Annotated in this window: 12 protein-coding genes; 11 read left to right on the forward strand and 1 reads right to left on the reverse strand. The window is 40.5% G+C overall.

Annotated elements, in window-relative coordinates; all coding sequences use genetic code 11:
• Nucleotides 1-38: 38 nt before the first annotated feature.
• The 11 genes from LRL21_RS15880 (at nucleotide 39) to LRL21_RS15930 (ending at nucleotide 20694) form a co-directional block, all read left to right on the forward strand.
• The gene (locus LRL21_RS15880; RefSeq protein ID WP_240416785.1) at nucleotides 39-5819 is read left to right on the forward strand and encodes an RCC1 domain-containing protein; all 5781 of its coding nucleotides are present in this window, start codon (nucleotides 39-41) and stop codon (nucleotides 5817-5819) included.
• A gap of 158 nt (nucleotides 5820-5977) precedes the next feature.
• Nucleotides 5978-12142 (forward strand): S8 family serine peptidase, encoded by a 6165-nt coding sequence (locus tag LRL21_RS15885; RefSeq protein ID WP_240416786.1) that lies wholly within the window; start codon nucleotides 5978-5980, stop codon nucleotides 12140-12142.
• A gap of 31 nt (nucleotides 12143-12173) precedes the next feature.
• Nucleotides 12174-12680, forward strand: coding sequence for a hypothetical protein (locus LRL21_RS15890; protein WP_240416787.1), 507 nt, complete (start codon nucleotides 12174-12176; stop codon nucleotides 12678-12680).
• 1011 nt (nucleotides 12681-13691) lie between these two features.
• On the forward strand, nucleotides 13692-15665 hold the full coding sequence (locus LRL21_RS15895; protein ID WP_240416788.1) for a DNA primase: 1974 nt from the start codon (nucleotides 13692-13694) through the stop codon (nucleotides 15663-15665).
• Nucleotides 15666-16595: 930 nt separating this feature from the next.
• The gene (locus LRL21_RS15900; RefSeq protein ID WP_240416789.1) at nucleotides 16596-17150 is read left to right on the forward strand and encodes a YdcF family protein; all 555 of its coding nucleotides are present in this window, start codon (nucleotides 16596-16598) and stop codon (nucleotides 17148-17150) included.
• 102 nt (nucleotides 17151-17252) lie between these two features.
• On the forward strand, nucleotides 17253-17588 hold the full coding sequence (locus LRL21_RS15905; protein WP_240416790.1) for a hypothetical protein: 336 nt from the start codon (nucleotides 17253-17255) through the stop codon (nucleotides 17586-17588).
• Nucleotides 17589-17672: 84 nt separating this feature from the next.
• A complete protein-coding gene (locus LRL21_RS15910) occupies nucleotides 17673-17912 on the forward strand; it encodes a hypothetical protein (protein WP_240416791.1) in 240 nt (79 codons plus the stop codon).
• 359 nt (nucleotides 17913-18271) lie between these two features.
• Nucleotides 18272-18508 (forward strand): hypothetical protein, encoded by a 237-nt coding sequence (locus LRL21_RS15915; protein WP_240416792.1) that lies wholly within the window; start codon nucleotides 18272-18274, stop codon nucleotides 18506-18508.
• Nucleotides 18509-18623: 115 nt separating this feature from the next.
• Entirely contained in the window at nucleotides 18624-19307 is a 684-nt protein-coding gene (locus LRL21_RS15920) for a P-loop NTPase family protein (protein WP_240416793.1), read from the forward strand.
• Between the two features lie 198 nt (nucleotides 19308-19505).
• Entirely contained in the window at nucleotides 19506-19901 is a 396-nt protein-coding gene (locus tag LRL21_RS15925; RefSeq protein WP_240416794.1) for a hypothetical protein, read from the forward strand.
• A gap of 16 nt (nucleotides 19902-19917) precedes the next feature.
• Nucleotides 19918-20694 (forward strand): hypothetical protein, encoded by a 777-nt coding sequence (locus tag LRL21_RS15930; RefSeq protein ID WP_240416795.1) that lies wholly within the window; start codon nucleotides 19918-19920, stop codon nucleotides 20692-20694.
• On the opposite strand, the gene LRL21_RS15935 is transcribed toward LRL21_RS15930, so the two are convergent.
• The gene (locus LRL21_RS15935) at nucleotides 20684-21940 is read right to left on the reverse strand and encodes an ISL3 family transposase (protein WP_240416796.1); all 1257 of its coding nucleotides are present in this window, start codon (nucleotides 21938-21940) and stop codon (nucleotides 20684-20686) included. The two genes, LRL21_RS15930 and LRL21_RS15935, sit on opposite strands and share 11 nt — an antisense overlap.
• Between the last annotated feature and the right edge of the window lie 73 nt (nucleotides 21941-22013).

The raw sequence follows: 22013 nt of genomic DNA on the forward strand, positions 1-22013 counted from the left end.
CCTTGACGCAGGCGAAGGCCAGATTCTATGCATTCTTTTTGGATGCGAACGAGAATTTCTTGGATTGGACCTATGTGGATTATACAGAAGTCACTAGCGGTTACCAGAATGCGCAACTGATTGGTACGACACCGGCCAACACGGCAAAGGTACGTGTGTATGTGGGGCTGCGTGGTGTGAACAATGCATGGACGGGAAACATGCTTGTCGATGATATGCATTTCCAAATAAGAGATACTTCTGTTATATTGCATGCACCTACGAATTTGAGTGTGCAAAGTGTTACAGGTACTGAAGTGAATTTGGTGTGGAGTGCTCCGGCTGATCCTGTGGGAATAAGCGGCTATGATATTTACAGGGATACCGACTTAGTGGGCTCCGTTTCTGGAACTTCAAACACATTTGTCGTAACCGGTCTTAGGGGAGATACAGCTTATTTCTTTACAGTAAAATCCAAGGATGCAAATGGAAATCAATCTGAAGCCAGCAATATTGTAGGTGCGAGGACTGCTCCCAGAATCAACTGGGCGTTAAATAAGCCAACGCAAACAGACGGGAACTATTCATCAAGTATGGCCGGAGATAAGGCGGTCGATGGGAAGTTGACTGATAACAGCAAATGGTACGTGGTAGGAAGCGGGGAGCATTGGCTGATCGTGGATCTGGCAGTAGCTATGAATGTCGGTCAGTTTGTGGTAAAGCATGCGGCGAGTGGTGGGGAAGGGGTATGGGCGAATACGAAGGATTTTACAATCCAACTCAGCAAGGATGGAATCCACTGGACAACGGTTGTGAACGTGACTGGAAACACGCTGAACGAAACGGTACATGATATCGTCAGTACGCAGGCCAGATATGCGAAACTCTCTATTACCACACCGACAAGTACTACGGATGATGCAGTGCGTATTTATGAGTTTGAGGTGTACGGCGAACCAAGTACTGTGCCATCAGATGTTATACCACCAACTGCGCCATCTGATGTAGAAGTATCAAGGAAAACAGATACAAGTGTGAGCCTGACCTGGACGGCTTCAACCGATAATGTTGAAGTCACAGGCTACGAAATTTATAACGGTTCAGCATTAGTCGGGACCAGTGCATCGACTAGCTATACGTTAACAGGTTTAAGTGAAGCGACGAGTTATACGATTTCAATAAAAGCCAGAGATGCGGCAGGCAATCTATCAGCTGAGAGTAACCTCTTGGTAGTTACGACTGAAGATGTTACACCACCTACTGCACCAACTGATTTAACTGTAGCAAGTAAAACGGGAACAAGCGTGAACTTGACATGGTCAGCATCCACCGACAACGTAGGAGTGACGGGTTACGAGGTGTATAACGGAAATGTCTTGTTGGCAGCCGTAAATGGAATGACACATACCGTTAATGATTTGACACCTGGAGTGAAATATATCTTTACAGTAAAAGCGATAGATGCGGTAGGGAATGTATCCCCAGCCAGCAATTCGTTAACGACAATGACATTCCTGCCTACCGACCCGATGATGTCTATGAATGATGACCATACCATAGGGCTCAGATACGACGGTACTGTATGGCAATGGGGACATTTACTGAATAAGGAAAATGGACTTTGGAGAACACAAGGGATTCCTGAGAAAGTTAATTTAATCGATGATGCTGTTATGGTTGCTGCTGGATACCTACATAATCTTGCGCTCAAAAATGATGGAACAGTATGGGTATGGGGCGCTGGCAATGCCAAGCAAGTACCGGGTCTTTCTAATATTAAAGCAATTACAGCGGGGAGCTTTCATAGTGTGGCTCTCAAAGACGACGGTACTGTATGGCAATTCGGAGACGGAACGAACACCACAAATTCTTCCCCTCAACAAATAGTCAATCTATCTGGAATTGTAGATATCTCAGCCAAATGGGACCATACGCTTGCACTCAAAAATGATGGGACAGTATGGGCGTGGGGCAATAACATTTATGGTCAGCTTGGTGATGGTAGCCGAATGAACAGGCTGACACCGCAACAGGTTATTGGGTTAACGAATGTAACCGCAATTTCGGCAGGATTTAGTCATAGCTTGGCCATCACATCGAACGGAGCGCTGTGGGCTTGGGGTGGCAGTTATTACAGTGGAGTACTGGGTAATGGCACCAGTAATTCCTCTAGTACTACCCCTGTCCCTGTTTCTGTGAGCGGGGTCTTTCAGAAAATCGCTGCTGGTGGAGGTTTTAGCCTTGCCCTAAAGGATGATGGAACTATATGGACTTGGGGTTCTAATGCTGAGGGTCAATTAGGGTCTGGAAGTAAGGGGGGATACAGGGATACTCCTTATCAAATACAGAACTTAAGAGGGGTTAGTAGTATATCAGCAGGTGGTAGTCACAGTGGTGCAATAACAAATACAGGCACTTATTTCACATGGGGGTATGCTTTCTTTGGCCAATTGGGAAATAGTGAGTATTATAATATAGCGACTCCAAGTAAAGTTATAGGACCTAATTTAAATATATCTGATGTGGAGCCGCCAACGATACCTGGGAGTTTTTATGCTTCGATAAATTCCAATGAAGTAACCTTAAATTGGACAGCTTCTACCGATGATAGCCTAGTGAAAATTTACAATATCTATAATGGAAATGAATTGATTGGTAGGACTGGAACTCTTAAGTATATTCATACAATGCTTCCTAATGTACCTTATGCTTTCAGTGTAACTGCGGAAGACGCAAGCGGCAATGAATCTCTAAGAACTAACCCTATTCATTTCCAGAATCCTGAAGCCGAGCCTATCAAGGTTCAGATGGCATTAGGCAACATTCATAGCCTTGCCTTATTGAGCAATGGGACTGTGTGGGCGTGGGGGTATGGGGCATTAGGTAATGGAATGGAATATATTCCTGATAGTATTGACATTGCATACCGTTCAGGAAGGCCAGTCCAGACAGGAATAAATGATGTGATAAGGATAGGAGCAGGTAACGAACATAGCATAGCACTTAAAAATGATGGAACGGTATGGACCTGGGGGAACAATAGATATGGGCAGCTGGGAAATGAAACAACAGTAAAGCAAATCCTTCCAGTACAAGTAAGCGGATTATCTAACATTAGAGAAATTGTTGCTGGCCGTTCACATAGCGTTGCTCTGAAGAGTGATGGAACAGTATGGACATGGGGAAGAAATCATAAGGGACAGTTGGGAGACGGCACAATCATTGACCGTATCACTCCAGTTCAAGTAGCCAATTTGTCGGGGGTTAAAGCCATTTCAGCAAACGGTGATTTTACATTAGTGCTCAAAGATGACGGCACTGTGTGGGGGTGGGGCGCGAATAACTATGGTCAATTGGGAGATGCAGCAACCATAGATCGTTTGAGTCCTGTAAAAGCGCTTGTTAATGGAGAGGTACGTGCTATAGCAGCAGGCGGAAGTCACAGTCTGGCTCTGAAAAACGATGGAACCGTTTGGGAATGGGGATGGGGAAGTAGTTATGACTCAGTGACGAACATGAGTTTGAATCCTGTCCAAGTTCTTGGAATTAATAATCCTCAGGGAATAGCCGCTGGAAGTTATCATAGCATGGCTTATATGAATAATGGAGAATTGTGGACCTGGGGTCATAACACTTATGGTCAATTGGGCAATGGAACTTCTATTGGTGGTAGGACTCCAGTTCAAGTTAATGGAATTTCCAATGTTGTCGGAGTAGCGGGTGGAGCTTATCATAGTGCGGCTATAACCTACGATGGGATTTTCCATACATGGGGGAACAACAATTACTCCCAATTAGGAAATGGAACATTTAATCAGACTAATGGGCCTCAAATGGTAATAGGTCCTAATGTTAATCCAGCAGATACGACAGCTCCATCTGCTCCATTGAATTTATCGGCAGAAGGTGGAACGACCAGCGTAATTTTATCATGGGAAGCTTCGATTGATAATGTGGGTGTCAGTGAATATGTTATCTACATGGGAGACACATTCTACAAAAAAATACAAGATGGAGAAACTACACATACCATTAGCAATTTAACCTCTGGGACAACTTATAATCTGAAAGTGACAGCAGGAGATGCAAGCGGCAATGTATCCAGCGCCAGTGTAATCACAGTTACACTAAAAAGTCTTCCACCTTTTAAAAATGATATCGTGGCTGGACCCCATACGAATTATGCTTTAAAAGAGGATGGAACTTTGTGGGCTTGGGGATCTAACCGTTACGGTCAATTGCAGGATGGAACAACAACAGACCGGACAATGCCTGTAAATGTTGGAAGCAAAATTATTGATGTAGCAGCAGAATTAACTTATAGTGTAGCACTGAGGAATGATACGACCGTAATAGAGATAGGTGATGGAGCAACAGGTCAGCCACTCCCTAAACTAATTAATATTAAGCAGGTTGCAGCCGGTAGGTATCATACTTTGGCTCTAAAGGATGATGGTACCGTATGGTCCTGGGGGTCGAACTCCTACGGTCAATTAGGAGATGGGACTAAGTTGTATAAGTTAACGCCTGTTCAAGTTACGAATTTAACGAACGTAAAAGCCATTGTAGCAAATGGTTATTTCACATTAGCACTTAAAAATGATGGTACTGTGTGGGCCTGGGGTTCTAACAGCACAGGTCAGTTGGGAGATGGTACTATAGTGGACAGGCTTGCTCCTGTGCAGGTTATCGGCCTACAGGGAATAATCGAGATACGTGCAGGAAGTGAGCATGGCCTGGCTCTGAAGAATGATGGGACCGTTTGGGTCTGGGGAGCTAACAATTACGGACAATTAGGGAACGGAACCACCTCTAACTCTTTAATTCCTGTTACAGTAACGGGACTTCTTGGTGTTAAAGGAATAGCCGCAGGCTATAATCACAGCATGGCGTACCAAGAAGACGGAACGCTATGGACATGGGGATGGAACGAGTATGGACAATTGGGAATCGGCAATTTAATAAACAGCACAGCTCCTGTGCGAGTACAGGGAATTAAGAACGTTAAGCGAATTGCTGGCGGCTATAAGCACAGTGTTGCCTTGACAAGTACGGGCATCTACTATGCCTGGGGAGACAACTCATTTGCACAGATTGGAAATGGAACGAATTTCAACTCCAAGACACCGCTGGAAGTAATCGGACCAAACGTGAATCCGGCAGACATAGTACCTCCCACGGCTCCATTGAATCTTACGCTCTTGACCACTCCATCTACGAATACTCTGACTTGGACAGCATCGACGGATAATGTGGGAGTTAGTGAATACGTCATATATAATGGCGCAACGGTTGTTGCTACGATTAAGAACGGGGAAACAATGTACTCCCTTAGCTCCCTCCCAGAGGGCACAAGTTATAGTTACCGTGTTGTGGCTAAGGATGCAACAGGTAATGTCTCGCCGTATAGCAATAACGTGACAGGAGTAGTTGATCATCAAGCTCCCACAGTACCAAGACAACTTAAGATCACTGAACGCGTGGGCGATACTCTTACACTTAGTTGGTTAGAATCTACAGATAATGTAGGAGTTGCAGGTTATAGTGTTTACAAAGGAACTGAACTAATCGGAACTACATCTGCTAGTACAACTACTTATACAGTTACAGGGATTCCCAATAAGGCGTTATACATTTTTTCAGTTAAGGCATTTGATGCAGCAGGTAATTTTTCCGCTAAAAGCGAAGTTGGAGGAATCAACAATCCTCATCTGCGATATAACTATGATCAAGCGGGGCGCTTGAAAACCATCACCAATGCATCTACGGGAGAAGTGCTTCAAACATATCACTATGATCTTAGCGGGAACTTAGTTAAAGTCACCATTGGGGCTCAATAATTCGTGACAGAGCAGTTTTAGTGAAAAATAGTAGGTAGGATTCTCTTTTTTATGTGATTAACCCAATCAGTTGCATCATTATGTTGAATCTATTTCTACTAAAACATCAGAACCCCTTATGTCGGCTAATGCCCTCGTAAAAAGAACCGGAGGAACCCATGTTCAAGAAATGGCTTTCAAGTCTACTTATACTTACAATCATGCTCAGCCTGGCTACACCTCTACTCGCGGCACCGAATACCGGACTTGAAGACGACGTAGAAATTGGTTATATCGTGAAATTCAAAGACGGTACCACAGGTAAACAGGAATTGCGAACGATGAACAAAAAGACGGAGAAGGCATTCAGCAATCGTCTGAATGCCCACGCAACGGTGCGTTTAAAGAAAGCTGACCTTGCGAAGCTACAGCAAGATCCCAATGTGGCTTATATCGAACCGGATGGTTACGTCCATAAAACAACGGACCAGATGACACCCAATCTGACACAAATACGCTTGCCGAATGTCACAGATAGTGTATACGGCAGTGTTTATGGTGGTAAAGGTGTGAAAATTGCTGTATTTGATACGGGAGTATCAACAAGTACAGAGGAATTGCGTATTTCAGGAGGGGCTTCTTTTGTTCCCAATGACCCGACGTATAATGATATAAATGGTCATGGTACGCACGCGGCAGGAATCATCGCTGCCTTAAAAAATGACAAAGGAATCGTAGGGATTGCTCCCCAGGCAGACATTTATTCAGTTAAAGTTTTGGATGAAAATGGAGGTGGCAGATATAGCTGGATCATTAGCGCATTAGAATGGGCGATTGACAACCATATGGATGTGGTGTCCATGAGTTTCGCGGGTAGTCAATATTCCAGAGCTCTGGAAGAAGCTTCTCAATTAGCTTATGACAATGGAGTTTTACTCATAGCAGCTACAGGAAACGATGGAGTGAATGTGGTTTCCTATCCAGCAAAGCTTCAACCCGTAATTGCTGTAGGAGCCGTTGACTCTTATAATCAGCTGGCTTCTTTTTCAAACACGGGTAATGAAGTTGAGTTGGTCGCTCCCGGGGTTAATGTACCAAGTTTGGATTTGAGTGGGCGGATTATTTCCATGAGCGGTACTTCGTCTGCGGTACCTCATGTTGTTGGGGTTTCTGCATTGATTAAATCCCAATCATCACAAATCAACAATAAAGAGATCAGGAATGTACTGACCAAAACGGCAGAGCGGCTTGGTGCAAATGAGCAATATGGTTACGGTCTACTTAATGCTAGTGCAGCTCTGGATCTGATCAGTCATTCAACACAGAGTAGTAATCAACAATTAAATAAACAACAATTGAGCGCTATGTACAATACTGCTGAAGATTGGATTCAGCAATGGTTAGATCAGGGCTATACGTTGGAACAAGTTGGACAAGCCTTGCAATTTAAACAAGATTCTGGTAAGTCCATGGAAGAATCGCTGAACCATGTCGCGCCAGGATACGCAAAACCAACGACTCCGGCTAACTCCTCACAGCAGAGTTCAGCTTCGCCAGAGCCCGATGCGATGCAGGACTACTTCGTCCAGGCAACGGCACAACCTGAATCTTTTTATGATCCTGACGCTTTTTCTCAAGTTAAGGTGAATGCGGACCAGGCTCCTTACTCGGTGAAAAACGGGAACGAGAATATTTCTACTTTGAGTGGTTCTCTCTCATTAAGTAACGCTGAATTTCATTTACCAGGAAGAAATGGGTTATCTCTCACCTTGCAACGTATGTATGATAGCTCGTCTTCTCTCTATTTCGAGTTGGAAGCCCCTAAACTATATAAATGTGATTGTCAGGTGAGTTTTAATGGCTATTATTATACAGAAAAAATCAAAAATAATGTTGTCATTTCACAGTCCAATCCGATCCCATACCGATTTAGTTATGAAGATACCTACCGTCTGGATGCAGATCGTCGAATGGATTGGATCAAGAGCCTTGCCGGGCAATTGTTTGATGTTCACACCGATAGTCCGGACCCAAGTGGCACATCAACTAAATATTATAATTACGTAAACACAATGGATCAACTACAACCGGAAGTATACGTTAGATATTTTGGAAACGATCATACTAATTTCGTGCAAAATGATACCTTTAATCTACCGGATGCCGAAAAAATATTTCATCTGGGAAAAGGCTGGAGATGGAACCTCCCTTATCTTTCCATAGATAAGGAAAGAGGGAAGAAGGTTTACCATACAGCAGAGGGCGCATCCTACGAAATCTTGGTTGACACCAATGGAACCGGTAGTCTCCGAGATGCTCAATATACAGATTTGAGATATAACGGAAATATCGTGCATACCTTAACTGGAGTGACTGAAGAATTTGATTATACGACCGGACATATCACAAAAATAAGAGATTTGAATGGCAACACGATTTCATTTACGTATTCTAATGATGCGAAGTATGGAACAGTGCTTTCCAAAATTGAAGATGCAATTGGGAATGCCATTGAAATCACCTACACGAATTCTTCGGTCACCATTAAACAGGGAGACAGTATCGTCACGTATAACAAAACAAAATCGAACACGACGGCGTCTTACCCCTGGCAAAATATTGACCACGAACTGTTAACCGAAGTCGTGGATCCGATTGGAAGAAAAACGCAGTATACGTATATGAAAAAAAACGGGGGATTTAGCCTTACTTATGGCGGAGGCGCAAATGTCGATTCCGCTTTACTAACACAAATTATTCATCCGACAGGCGGAAAAACGAACTATACCTATGCCAGTGATAGGAAATATTTAGGTGGCAACTATGCAGGATTCTCCTATATTGACTCTCATGTGATCACGTCCAGAGAAGATCAAATGCTTACTAACAATGGAAATAGTGAAATTAAAAATCATAGGGAGTTCACTATTCCTGTAGGACCTTCTGATAGAAATGTATACGGCGACTATACTTCTTCCTCATCAGTATGCGATGGACCCAGTTCGAATACATGCGTTAACCGGACTACCTACGTGTATAAAAGGAAATATAAAGCGGAAACGAGTTTAATTAAATCACAAAGTGATTATTACAACATACAAACCAGCCAATTTTTAAATAATACGACAGAGTTACGAACCGATAAAACTTATGATGAAACTAATCGGAACCCTTTACCAGTAACGATCAGTCAGTCAGTCAATGGTAACGATAAAGCGACGACAACAAGAACGTATAATTACCTGGGGCAAGTAACAAGTGAAACGGATGCCCTGGGCCGTACGGCGAAGTATGAATATAACTTTGAAGGTATTCCGACATCTTCGCTTATACCGATCAGTGCAACATTAAATTTATACCAATCCTATGTGTTTGATTACAGACGTCAATTGACAAAATCAGTCGCTCGGGAAAACAATCAGGAGGGTAAGCTGCTTCAACAAATTGACATTCCGGAACGGGATAGTTATGGCAACATACTGAAGACGGTGGTGAAGGATGATACTCGAAACATCGTCACGACCCGTGAATATAGTACGGATTACCAATCCGGTTTTCCTACCAAACAATCCACATACTTTATCAATGCGAATAATGTGGGTTCCTATAAGGTGGTTCAATCCGAATATGAGATGCTAACCGGTCGAATGAAAAATTATAGGGACGGAAACGGATACAAGACCTCCTATTCCTATGACAAGCTGGGTCGAGTGGTATCTGTAACCCATCCAGATGAATCCGTTGTTAAGCTGGAATATAACGATAGCGACAACAAAATTACACAAACGGATGAAACCGGAAAACAAACCATTGTGACATGGAATCCTATTGGCGAAAAGATTCAGGAAGGCATTCTGGATGGAACGTATAAAGCTAAAGTCAAATACGGGTATGATGAATACGGACGTTTGCAATGGATGGAAGATGCAGAGGGGAATCGGACCTCGTATGCCTATGATAATTTGAGCCGACAGCACTATGTAATGTTTCCGGGTGGTGGTCAGTCGGAAATGCGATATGATGATGCAAATCGCATGCAAACGTTGATAGACCCCGAGGGGAATGGCATTCGAACAACGGTTGATAAATTGGGACAAATTATAAAAAGTGAAGAGGTTCGCAATAGTGTAATTACAACACTTGGAAGTACGGAGTATAACTACGCGGGAAAAGTAGTAAAGCAGACGGATGGAAAAGGAAAGTCTACGACTTATGATTACGACACATTTGGGCATTTGCTATCCGTAACGAATCCACTTCTGGAAACAACACGGTATACCTACTCAATGGCAGGGCAATTAACGGAGTTGCAGTATCCAGATGGTAATAAACTTAAGAAACAATATGACGAACTCGGACGGGTAATCCGTACGATTGATCCTATGCAACTGCAGCATGTGTATGAGTATGACGGCAACGGGCAAATGACCCGGCACCAGGATCCAAAGGGACAGGTTTTTAAGCAGACGTATAACAATCGAGGGTTCCTGACGAAAATGGAAGCCCCTGACGAAACTCAGGACTATACGTACGATGCAGCAGGCCGCCGGACCAGCATGAAGGACGCAACCGGCACAACCGGTTACAGCTATAAGGCGAATTCAAAGGAACTGGAAACGGTCACCTACCCGGATGGGAAAACAATTGGCTATGCGTACGACAGCCGCGGCAACCGGAGTTCGACCCGCGATCCGTTCCAAAACACGAACTATTCGTTTTATGATCAACGCAACCGACTGCAGGCCGTATCGACCTCATCGGATCGCAATGTAACCGGAGCGTACGAGGGCAGCTACAGCTATTTCAACAACAATCTATTAAAGACGATTCAACAACCGGGCAGCCTGACATCATACACCTACGAGGGAGTCAAGCTGCAAACGTTGACCCAAAATAGCGGCGGCGGAACTAACCAGTATACGTACGGCTATGATGGGAATCAAAACATGAATAGCATCAATGGAACGCTGGGTGCACGAAATCCATCGGCTCCGTTTCAGGAATCGTTTACGTATGACGATGTGAACCGGATTGCTACTGCCAGCCAAAGCATACAGGGGCAAACACCGAATCCATTGCAAGAGAGCTATACGTATACGAACCGTGGCAATCGGGAGACGATGCAGACCAACCGGGGTGTGAATATTTCGGGGGATCAATATGTGTATGATAGCTTGAACCGATTGAAGCAGGTGATCAAGGACGGAGGCTCAACGATCTCGTACTCGTATAACGGGGACGGGCTGATGGTAGCTCGCACGGAAAATGGGGACACGACGAAGTATTACTACGACGGAAACCAGATCATTGCGGAGGGTTCGGCTAGTGGAGCCTTTAAAGCGCGGACAGTTCGCGGACTGGGACTGCTGGCACGCCAGGATAATGTGGCTAAGGGCTACTATCTGAGCAATGGACATGGAGATGTGACCGAACTCCGCAGTAGTACAGGTTCATTACTGAACGCGTACACGTACGACCTTTGGGGAAATACGCTATCTACTCAGGAAGGCATGTCGAATCCGTTTAGGTATAGTTCCGAATACTGGGATACGAGCAGCCAACTTCAATATTTACGAGCCAGATGGTATGATCCGAGTATGGGGCGGTTTATAAATAAGGATACGTATGAAGGGGATATTAGCAATCCGCTGAGTTTGAATGGGTATACGTATGTGGAGAATAATCCGTTGAGTAATATTGACCCTACAGGACATATGGCTGTATCATCAGCATCAGTTATAGGTTCATTAGTAGAACCAATAGTTGCAACTGGAGGAGCAGCGGTTGACGGAGCTGTTACTGGTGCTAGTAGAGCTGGATTAGCAGGAGCAATCACTGGTTTAGTAGTTGGTGGGTTATTCGGTAATCCGACAACAGTTGGAGGCGATCTAAGTGATCTACCCATCACTCATTCTCGGAAAGACCCAATTGATATTCCAATTCCGATTGCAGCTACATTAACAGAAGAAAACAATAGACAAAGGAAGATTCTATATCATTACACAGATCAATTAGGTTATAAGGGGATTTTAAGTAGCGGGGTTATATTTAACTCTACTAAAGCACTTAGACCAAAAGATGCAAGGTTCGGTGATGGAGTGTACCTTACTGATATTGCACCAGACACAATGAGCAAGGAGGAGTTATCACAAATCCTATATAATAATGCTTTCCAAACAAAAAAGACGGATTGGTATGTAGCAATTGATGTAACAGATTTAAATGTATATTACGGAAGACCAGGAGTTTATGTATATAGAACTGAAGCGCCTTTACCGATAATTAACCGTTTTGTGACATCGGGCTATAATTCTGGCGCTAGTAGTGGACCAAGTGGACCGTAAAATTAATTGATTTGATTGGGGTTGCTACATAATGAAATACCTTAAGGTTTGCAATTCATTAGACACATGGTATTTTGAAATTGATGATGAGGGTACTGCTTACAGACAGGTTTTGAATAAGCTGGGGTTGAATATTAGTTCGAATCGAAAACATAAAGGTTATGATTTCTTTTTATCCGATCAAAAAATCGAATATACAAACCCACCATATTTATTAATTTCAAAAAATGAATTTGATAAGATTTGGAATGAAAGTTTACAGGCTCTCATCATTGAATGGAACCGTATTAAGAGGGAATTACGTATAGGTACTGAAATTGAGGGTTATCTTGAAATTTTTTATCCACAAGGTCTAATTATTAATTTGTTCAAGCATGATGCCATTGGTATTGTAAATTATGGAGTAATTGAGAATATTACTCCCTCTCAATGGCTGTATCCAAAACACTTAATTAAAGGTACTGTTCTTGGATATGATGAAATTAACTATTGGATTGAATTAGGAAATATCGAAGTGTTTGAAAAACAAATAGATTAAAACTAAATAACACATTTAATTTAATACACCACAATGCGACTAACCCTCGTATTGTGGTTTTCTTTTGACCTCTGCTGCGCTAAGGACAACATGAAAATCGTGAATATGTTGACCGCGGCGGCTAAAGTGAGATAGGGAATAGCTTCTTTTATTTAACCATGTCCCAAGCAGGATGATACTAAAATCGGGCGTCATCACTTCTTGAGTCAATGCTTCACATTAAGCTATACCATTCACTCGAAGAGAAGCGATACACAAGCAACGGAACTATAAATTAAACAAGAAAGAAGAGTTCTAGCGGCTAGTGTAGACAAGAAGGATTTGAAATAAGAAAGTACAAAAAAGTAAATACCAATGTGTAAATTGGATCGATATGGAAATAATGATGGACAAATGTATGCTGGTATGATATACTATTCAACAGTTGAATTGGATCGGACATGTATATATAAGAGGGTGGTCATTGACCATCTTCTTTTTGTCATTTCTAGAAGATTGGAGGATGTACAATATGCTTGGTTAGCAACTGGGAAAATAATCGCGGCAGCATGTCACAAAAGAAAATAAGAAGCAATATGGAGTATGTTGATAGTGATTGAGGTTAAAGCAATAATATGAGTCAACTCAAATACATTCTTTGAGGGCAATTGAAGAAGTTTAAGATTCCTTTTGTCATTGAGGCAATATTTGAATATCATTTTTGATTTTCTAGATTCACCATGAAAACGATTGCAGAAAAGACTGGACATACAGAAAAACAGGGTGTATACTGTCCAGACAAGTTGAGTCGGCACTCTAAAAGAGAGTGAATCGGCGCAGCTTTTTCTGCTTTCTTTATCTTAGTCTCATATGGGATTTGGTAGGAAACTCACCATATACCATATTTATTTGTGCTGCACATTTATGAAAACGCTATGAAAATGAGGTGATTGAATTACTTGCATGGGGATCATGCAATGTTTGAAGTACATAGAAATTCAAAATACAAATGGGATTAAGGGGATAATGACAATGGCAACGACAGAACAATTTTTTATGGATATTTTCGGGGAGCAACACATCAGATTTAGATGTATCGGAATGGGTAAGGGCAAACCAATCGATGCACATGGAATATATAATGAGAAAATTACTAGTATTTTACAACAAGCTAACTATACACATGAAGTATACTTTGTGGTCAACAATGGAGGATATAAAAATGAAGATATCATCCAATTTAATTCAGTGTTCATTGATTTGGACTGTGGCAGGGATAAAGAAGGCAACTACCATCCACTTGACTATGTGAAGGGATTCAAAGAAAAGAAACTCCTAGAAATAGAACAATTTTCTCTCGCTCCTTCATATATTGTTGAAACACGTAATGGATACCACGCTTATTGGTTACTACATTCTGGCGCATCTATAGAGCAATTCACTAAGTCCCAGGAACGGCTAATTGCTTATTTTGATGCTGACAAGGTCGTTAAGAAGCCTGCTCAATTAATGCGTGTTCCAGGCTTCTATTGGTTGAAAGACCCTACCAATAAGTTTATGGTATCAATTATCAAACGGAATGAAGTCAGATATTTTGTTCAAGATGTTATTGATAACTTGCCTTGTGTTGAGGGTGAGGTTGAAGGGAAGAATGCAGGGGGTTTTGCGCACAGGAATAAGAAGGAATGTGTAGTTAGTCCATTATTACTGGGCGAAAAACCCTGCCACACCCTTCAACCCACCCAAGATGACAACCCATTCGAAGGACTGAAACCAGTAAACACAAAGCATAGTAACAAGTACTACATCTACAATAGAATGGCAGATGAACTACAAGAAAGATTGAATGCTGGACAAATCACTCTCAATGATCACGATGACGTATACGAATATCTTAAAAAGCAGGATTTGGGCAAGTTTCTTGGCGTGGGAGTTGGCAACGTAAATTGTTTATTCCATCACGATACTACTCCAAGTGCAAGCATATATGTGAACAAAGAAAATGGGCATTACTTGTATAAATGCCATAGCAACAATTGCGGCGTGTTTGGTTCTATCATTCAGATTGTTGGACGTATGACAAATTTTGATCTATATAAGACCATGCGGTTTTTACGCAACGTCTATCGTATTGAATATGCGGAGTCTGATTGGCAAAAAGAACAAAAGGGTATATTAGATGAAAATATGCGTTTCCTGTTAATGCATGGTGACCTAAAAAACTACTATCCTGCGATCTATGAGCGGATAAATCATTACCTGCCACAGTTGTATACGTTTCATGGCTATGCGAAGGATAAAGTGAAAACGGAAAATTTTACTTCCGTTGATGGCGAACCGATTTTTTTTGCAAGCAATAGTCATATAGCTAAGTTGTTTGGAAAAGATGGCAGTACAACCAATGAAAGACTAGCGTTGTTTGCGTATTTAGGACTCATAAAGAAGTGGTCAGAAGCAGATGTGCCAGAGTTTCTGATGAGACAAGCTCGACATGAAGCAGCTACGAAGAAGCGAAAATACACCATTAATTTTTACTCTATTCCAGCCTACGGAGAGCAAATTTTTTCCAATGCAACGTTGAAAGCTAAAGAATTTAAAGAGAAAGGGTTCACAATGAAAGGATTTAGTAGAGAGTTGCTGCTAAGATCGTTAGGTGAGGAAGAAACTAACAGAGTATATCCTCGCTTGGAAGGTCAAGCCTTGTCTCCATTCAGTGAGGAACTTAGTGGTAAGCTAGAAAAACTGGCTAATATTTTGATTGCTGAAAAAGGGTGGACGTATGAAAAAGAAATCCAACATATGTTAGACGATAGTGCTATTAAACAATCTGTTATAGAAACGCAGATTAAAAGGGTCTTGCCAGAAATGTTTGAGAAGTACGATTTGAGAAAAACACGCTTGAATAAACATATAAAAGAGCAATTATCGATTTCTATAGTGGGATATCCCACTATTATTATGCAAAACGAAATGTACGAGAACGTGTTGAAGGAAAAAAGAGAGTAATTTAGAGATTGACGATAAAAAATAGTTAATCTGTAGCCATGATAAACATGAAAATAAAGGTCTAAGATTTTATAACAAAATGGGCTTATTCCTTCCATAGGATAAGTCCTTTTTTTGTGATTTTCACGATCATCCGCTTACAAAAATGTGGATATCATCTAAGCTCAGCACGCCACCAGATGCTCAGATTTCGTGTTCAGAGTTACTTGGATAAGTGGGAGAGGCTATGTAATGTTGAGGGTGAAAGTAGCCTTCTGATTACAATCAAGGCTATGCTATCATGTGTTGTTTATGTTGATGTCCTAATTAAGCTAACGAGTAGACATGGTTTTCTTCCTGTTCTGCAGTTTACGTTCAGGCAGGTTTGAATATAAATCTGAAGAGTTTGAAGAGGTAAATGATAATAAAAACATATATCGAATATGAAGAAGTAGGAGCTACCGATTAAATACTGTAACCAGTTTAAAATACTCATATAAGTCTATAAAAGTGTTCTACGGTGCTACACATGTTAAAGCTTACGATAACTATTAGATAATCTCACTTTTTCTATAAAGAATTTGACTAATTATCTTGTGAAAATTGCTGATGGGTTCTGTGTAAAAAATGTGCTTATTATTAAAAAATTTTCATTATCATCGATACCAGATTGATGAGCAGCTGCATACATAAAATCGGAGTTTTATCTAAGCTCCACACATAACCAGACGCACAGATTTCGTGTTCAGAGCCACTTGGATAAAATGGAAACTTATGCTATGTTGGGATGTGTGAGGGCTTCTGATTAAAGAATAAAGTTAAATAACCGTGCACCGTTCATGTTAATTTTCATTTCAAATTAAAGGACATTAATCTTTAGTTATACATTAAAGATATAGCTGTAATTTCGTATATAATGGGTTATTATATTTACGCTATGGAGGTCTTACTATGTCTTTTCCATTCGATTGTATTAGTGATTTTATGTTTTTCGAAACGGAACTGGGTAAATCAGATGTTATTTTAATACCAGGCGCTAGTCATCCTCAATTAATGGAAGGAGCTGCAATGTTATATCATCAAGGCATTGCTCCACTCTTACTACCTTCTGGTGGTGCGACCCAGCACGTAGAAACAACGGAATGGGAATTTCTAAGGAATGTTGGAGTGTCTTTAGGTGTTCCTCCAGAAGCAATTTTAAAAGAAGATAAAGCGACAAATACGTTTGAAAATGCACGATTATCTCTGGAAGTATTACACCAACAAGAAATTCACCCTAAAAAGGTTGTTTTAGTCTGTAAAAATTATCACGCTCGCAGAGCACTTTTAACTTATCAATTTGTTTTTCCGAGAGAAACTATTTTTTATGTAACCCCAGTGATAGATAAAACAGGAACTTCAAAAGATAACTGGTATAAAGATGAAGAAAAAATAAAGTATGTAATGAATGAGCTGGAAAAAGTAGGGAAATATTTTAGGAAACAAATACCGAATTGGGTTAAATAACTTGTTACGGAGAACTATTAATGATACATGACCATACAGATGGTATGTATTCGAGAGATAGGTAATTACTTGAAAGTAATTATAATCGCAAGGAGAATTATTATGGATGACAATGATATTGACCTCATGATCATACTTTCAATGTTAAAACTTCGTTTTGAGACTAAGCAAGAATTAACGATAGATAATATTCACGCTAAAACCAGTGAGCTATCCAATTCTTCACTGAATGGAAAAGCTATTGCAGATTCTATTAAACGATTGCGGTTTCAAGGACATATCAAAGGAAACCTTGATATTTTGTTCTTAAGGTCTGGTATCGTTTTTTACTATATTGAAATCCTTCAAACTTGTGATGAAATGAATGAAGCCTTGGGTTTGTTAAAGAATTGCCTAAAGAGATTGGAATTACAAAGTAATCCCAAATACGATTTATAGATAAAACATGGATTTCAAAGTTGATGAAACGAGCTATATTTTAAACGTATGAAGATTTATTAATACCATAGAAGGAGCGTTTCTATGCCTCAAATGCTTTGTACTTATGGAAATTTATTAAGATATAGTAATATCCCATGTGAAATCGAGTATAAGTTTATCTCTGATGTTGATTATGAGGGATATGATAAGAAAATTGACAATGAAGAGTTATACATGAGGATGCAAAGTTTCTTTTTATGTCCTGAGTGTGAAAGACTCTGGGTGTTCTGGAAGGGATTCGAAGAGGCTCCAAGTGAATATGTTCCTATAATAGAAAAATGATTCTGAATAAAAGATGATGTTTTCATTAGGTGATGCTTATGATGATGTTGTTTATGGAAATTAATAAAATCATATCGATTTAAGGATGAACTCTAAATGTACATATGTGTTGTCTGCGGCTACGATCAATTGGACTATCCCCAATATGAGGATGGATTCGCTATGCAGACTATTTGTCCTTGTTGTGGATTTCAATCAGGTTTCGATGATGCAAGTCTTGAGCCTTTTACCATAGAAGAATATAGGGTTAAATGGATAAAGTTGGGTTCTCCTTTGTTTTCATCAAGTGTTAGTAAACCAAAGGGGTTAAATTAAGTGAGCTGTTAATGAGAACAATTGTAAAGCTGGAGGAATGAAATATGTCATATTCATTTGAGGAATTAGTGCGTGACTTAGACAATGGTCATGAACTTCACTTTAAATACTTGGGAAAGGAATATTCAATTAGTCATAACAGCAACGGTACGTATTTATCAGAGTTCAATAGTGATTATCAAACTTTCACAGATCACATTGAATTGCTTCAAAAGGGAATGATTGATGGTAAACACTTAAAAGACATCTGGAAAGATGTTGAGGTTACAATAATTTTCTGAATGAACATGTAATGGTAATCTGCAAGATTTATTGCTCCAATCTTTACAAGGTTCCTATGCACAAGTTTTAAGCAATATTCCAATTTCAAATATACCAGAATTGGGGTTCTTAAGTGTGAAACTGACCGCGGATTTAGTCAAAATAGAAGTAAAGAATGTCAGTGCAGTTAGTGATCCTTCTTTAAAAGGGTATGGTGCTATGAGAGATCATTGCCATGACTTCACTGCATCTTTTGTTGGTGGTAAGGTATACGGGCTTATTGGGGAATGTGGATCTGGTGGCTGGACACTCTCATATATTTTGGCTGGACGTAACATGCATGAATATCAAGGAGAAATAAACTTCAATGGAAAGATATTGAGTAAAACTGATTTAGCTGAGTTGGGCTGGTATATAGGTGAAGGAATAAATAAAAAAAGACGGTTTACCTTTGGGAAACCATCAATTATCAAGCAATTAAAGAGTGGGCAGAATGACCAAATTGATCGTTTGATAGAACGATTCCAGCTATCACCTTCAAGATTAGACAGGAATATTGAAATGATAAGTAATGAAAGATGGAATGCTTCTGCAGCCATTGGTCTGGCTCATGGTAAGCTAGTTTTTGGCTATCCTTGGCTCAATCCTGGTTTGATCAATACCTACTTATATGAACGGATTAAGTTGATCAATGAAATACTTAAAGAAGCAGGAGCAATTGTTCTTTTGCCAACGAGCAGACTTGATGTCATACAGGGACTTGTTGATGAAACGATAGAGATCATACATCCAGATGAAAAGATAATTCGTAATGTATAGAGTCTCTTGGAACCACAGGGCGATTAACAATCGTGTTGTGGTTTCGTTACTGATAACATTCACGCATAACTAATATATTTAAATTAATAACTCTTGGTCAACAAGCAATCGAGGACTTACTGCGGAGTTAATGTTGAAATTATATCTGTGTCAGCATAAACCATGGATTTGGTGAAATTATGAGTGAAGGTGATGTATATGTACTTTCAAATCAAATGGCATTTATTTTTGAGAGTGAAAAATGAAATTAAAGCTGATAAGTTGCTCAAGCAATTTGAAAATGCAACTCACCTGCAAATTAAAGAAAAGACCTATGGGAGATTAGAGGATAAATCATTATTTGAAGCGAAATTTGTAACAGAATATATAGATAATATGGAAATAAACCAAGCCGTATTTATAACATTACTACTAGTTAATTCAATTGGGACATGTTGGTCTGTATATAGCCCTAAAGAAGGTAAAGATCCTTGGACAAATGAAATCGTTTGGTCTTTCGAGGGGATAAGTAACAGCCCCAAAATTACAGGTATAACATGGGGGCAATTCGTTCTCCAGACGAATACTAAGTTAGAATATGGATGGAATTATTAATATTGGGTGGGTGCTTATGTTTGAATTGCGCAAGGTTTTGGAAGAAATTCAAGTGTCATTGTCAGATTTCATAGAAAAGTTAAGTTTAAAAGAAGAAGAAGTGTTAATCCTTATGGATTCAAATGATAGTGAAGCGCAAATGGAACTTTACTTTCAATTCATAACAGCAGTAAACGATGATAATCTATTGCCGCGGCTAGTAGAGTTCTTTACTAACTATGTAGAAGAAAAGTCGAAATTAGTAGTATTTATCACTAACATTTTAAAGTTTAGAAGCAACAATAGTCCTCGGAGAATGATTAATAGTGTCGAACGATTAGTATCCCTTGCAGACGATATGGATGTCATACGCAAAGGGAAGCATTCTTTAAAGATATTTTACTTTGTTGTATGTATAGAAACCTTATATTCATTGGCTGACATAGAAATGAATAGCAAATCAATGATAATTATTGACTTTTTCAATACATATATCGAAGAGGCAGATGCCCAGTTTATTATAGATAATTTTAGAAGAAGTCTTGGTGATGACAGGTATAAATTTAACGAAACCTTTGGTGAGTATAAGCAAACTAACAACGATAGATGGAACACGGAAATAGATATGGAAATATTCGCAAGGGTAATAAATGAATTACGAAACATATTTGCACACGAAGGCGATTATTGGGGGTTCCATTTTACAGATAGCGATACCGCCATGTTAAATACAATAACTGTGGCTGAGAACCAAATGGAAGTAAAATTAAAAAGGGATGGGAAATTAAGGCTCAATCTCAAAATCAGTGCTTGATCATACAACTTGAAAGGCGATGACGATTACATTCAACTAAAATCCCCGATTTGTATCGATCGGGGTTACAAATAAAATAATGACGGCGTTGAAAGGCTTTAATACGATTATGACGACCTTCAACGGTAGCATTTGTCCAGCGGCAACGATGGTAATTGATGATTTCCTCTTGCCAATTACGCATCGTTTTTAGCGCGCTTTTGACGGCTTCGTGGTCGATGGTGTCACCCTTTTCACACCAACGGCCGAAGCCCTGTATGGCAACTTCGACATTCGGTGAATGGTCATACCACACGGTAAAAGCTTCTTTCCATTCCCAACTACTCCGCAGAATAGCTGAGTAGCCCAGTAATCCATCAAGTTTCTGCTTACTTTCGGCAGATAGAGTTTCTGCCGGAGGATTGAGTAAGCGGTGATGTGCTTTAAGCAGAGCTCTAGCTCGTGGAGAAAGCGTGTTTTGTACCGATTTACGAACCTCTTGCACGGCCTCTATGACATAACCATGCACATGAAATCGATCTGCGATTCGGATTGCTGTTGGAAAACATTCATGGATCCACGTGTGATAGGCTTGGGCTAAATCCATCACCACCGCCTTGGGAGCAAGCAGCAGGAAGTCAGGATGCTGCTGGGCATAGGCCCGCAAATCTTCCAGTTTTCGTCCAGGAAAAAGATCGAGCATCGTCTCTCCTTTCAGATCATGAATACCTGTATTGTAGGTATGGCCTTTCTTTATGGCGAAGTCATCAACACCCAAAACAAGGCCGCTGTTCGTCTTCGCTTGCGTCCAAGCTTGTTCAGAAAGCCGTTCACTCTCGAACGGAATCGCCTCGTTATGCATCTGCTGAATAGTGCTGACAGGAGCTTGTTGCATCCGGGCACTATGGGCTGCTGTGGAGCCAAATGCTTGCTGGACAGCTCGTTCACGAAAGAGGTGGCTGTACCGTCTTTTAGGACCAACAAATTCATACATCCAAACAAAACCAACCTCGCATCGCGAGCAATGCATCCGGGTACTCGGAACCAGAAGAACCACTTTTTTCTCGAATGCAGGGAGATGCCGGACGGTACGTAGTCCATTGCTTCCTTTAAGCGAGACCGTTTCATCGGATCGACAAATCGGACAACCTTGCTTTGAGGCCACTGGTACTGCTTCTATCTGTATTTCGTCTGCACTTATCGACAGAATCTGGTTAATTCGTAGCTCTGGTATATTGAGCATTTCATTGATATACTGGATTTGCATCTGTCTAATTCCTTTTGTTGTTTGGTAGGACTTACAACATTACAGGTTTAGCAGATGTTTTTCCATTTTCAAA

Source organism: Paenibacillus periandrae, from assembly GCF_022458865.1.
Lineage (GTDB): Bacteria > Bacillota > Bacilli > Paenibacillales > NBRC-103111 > Paenibacillus_S > Paenibacillus_S periandrae.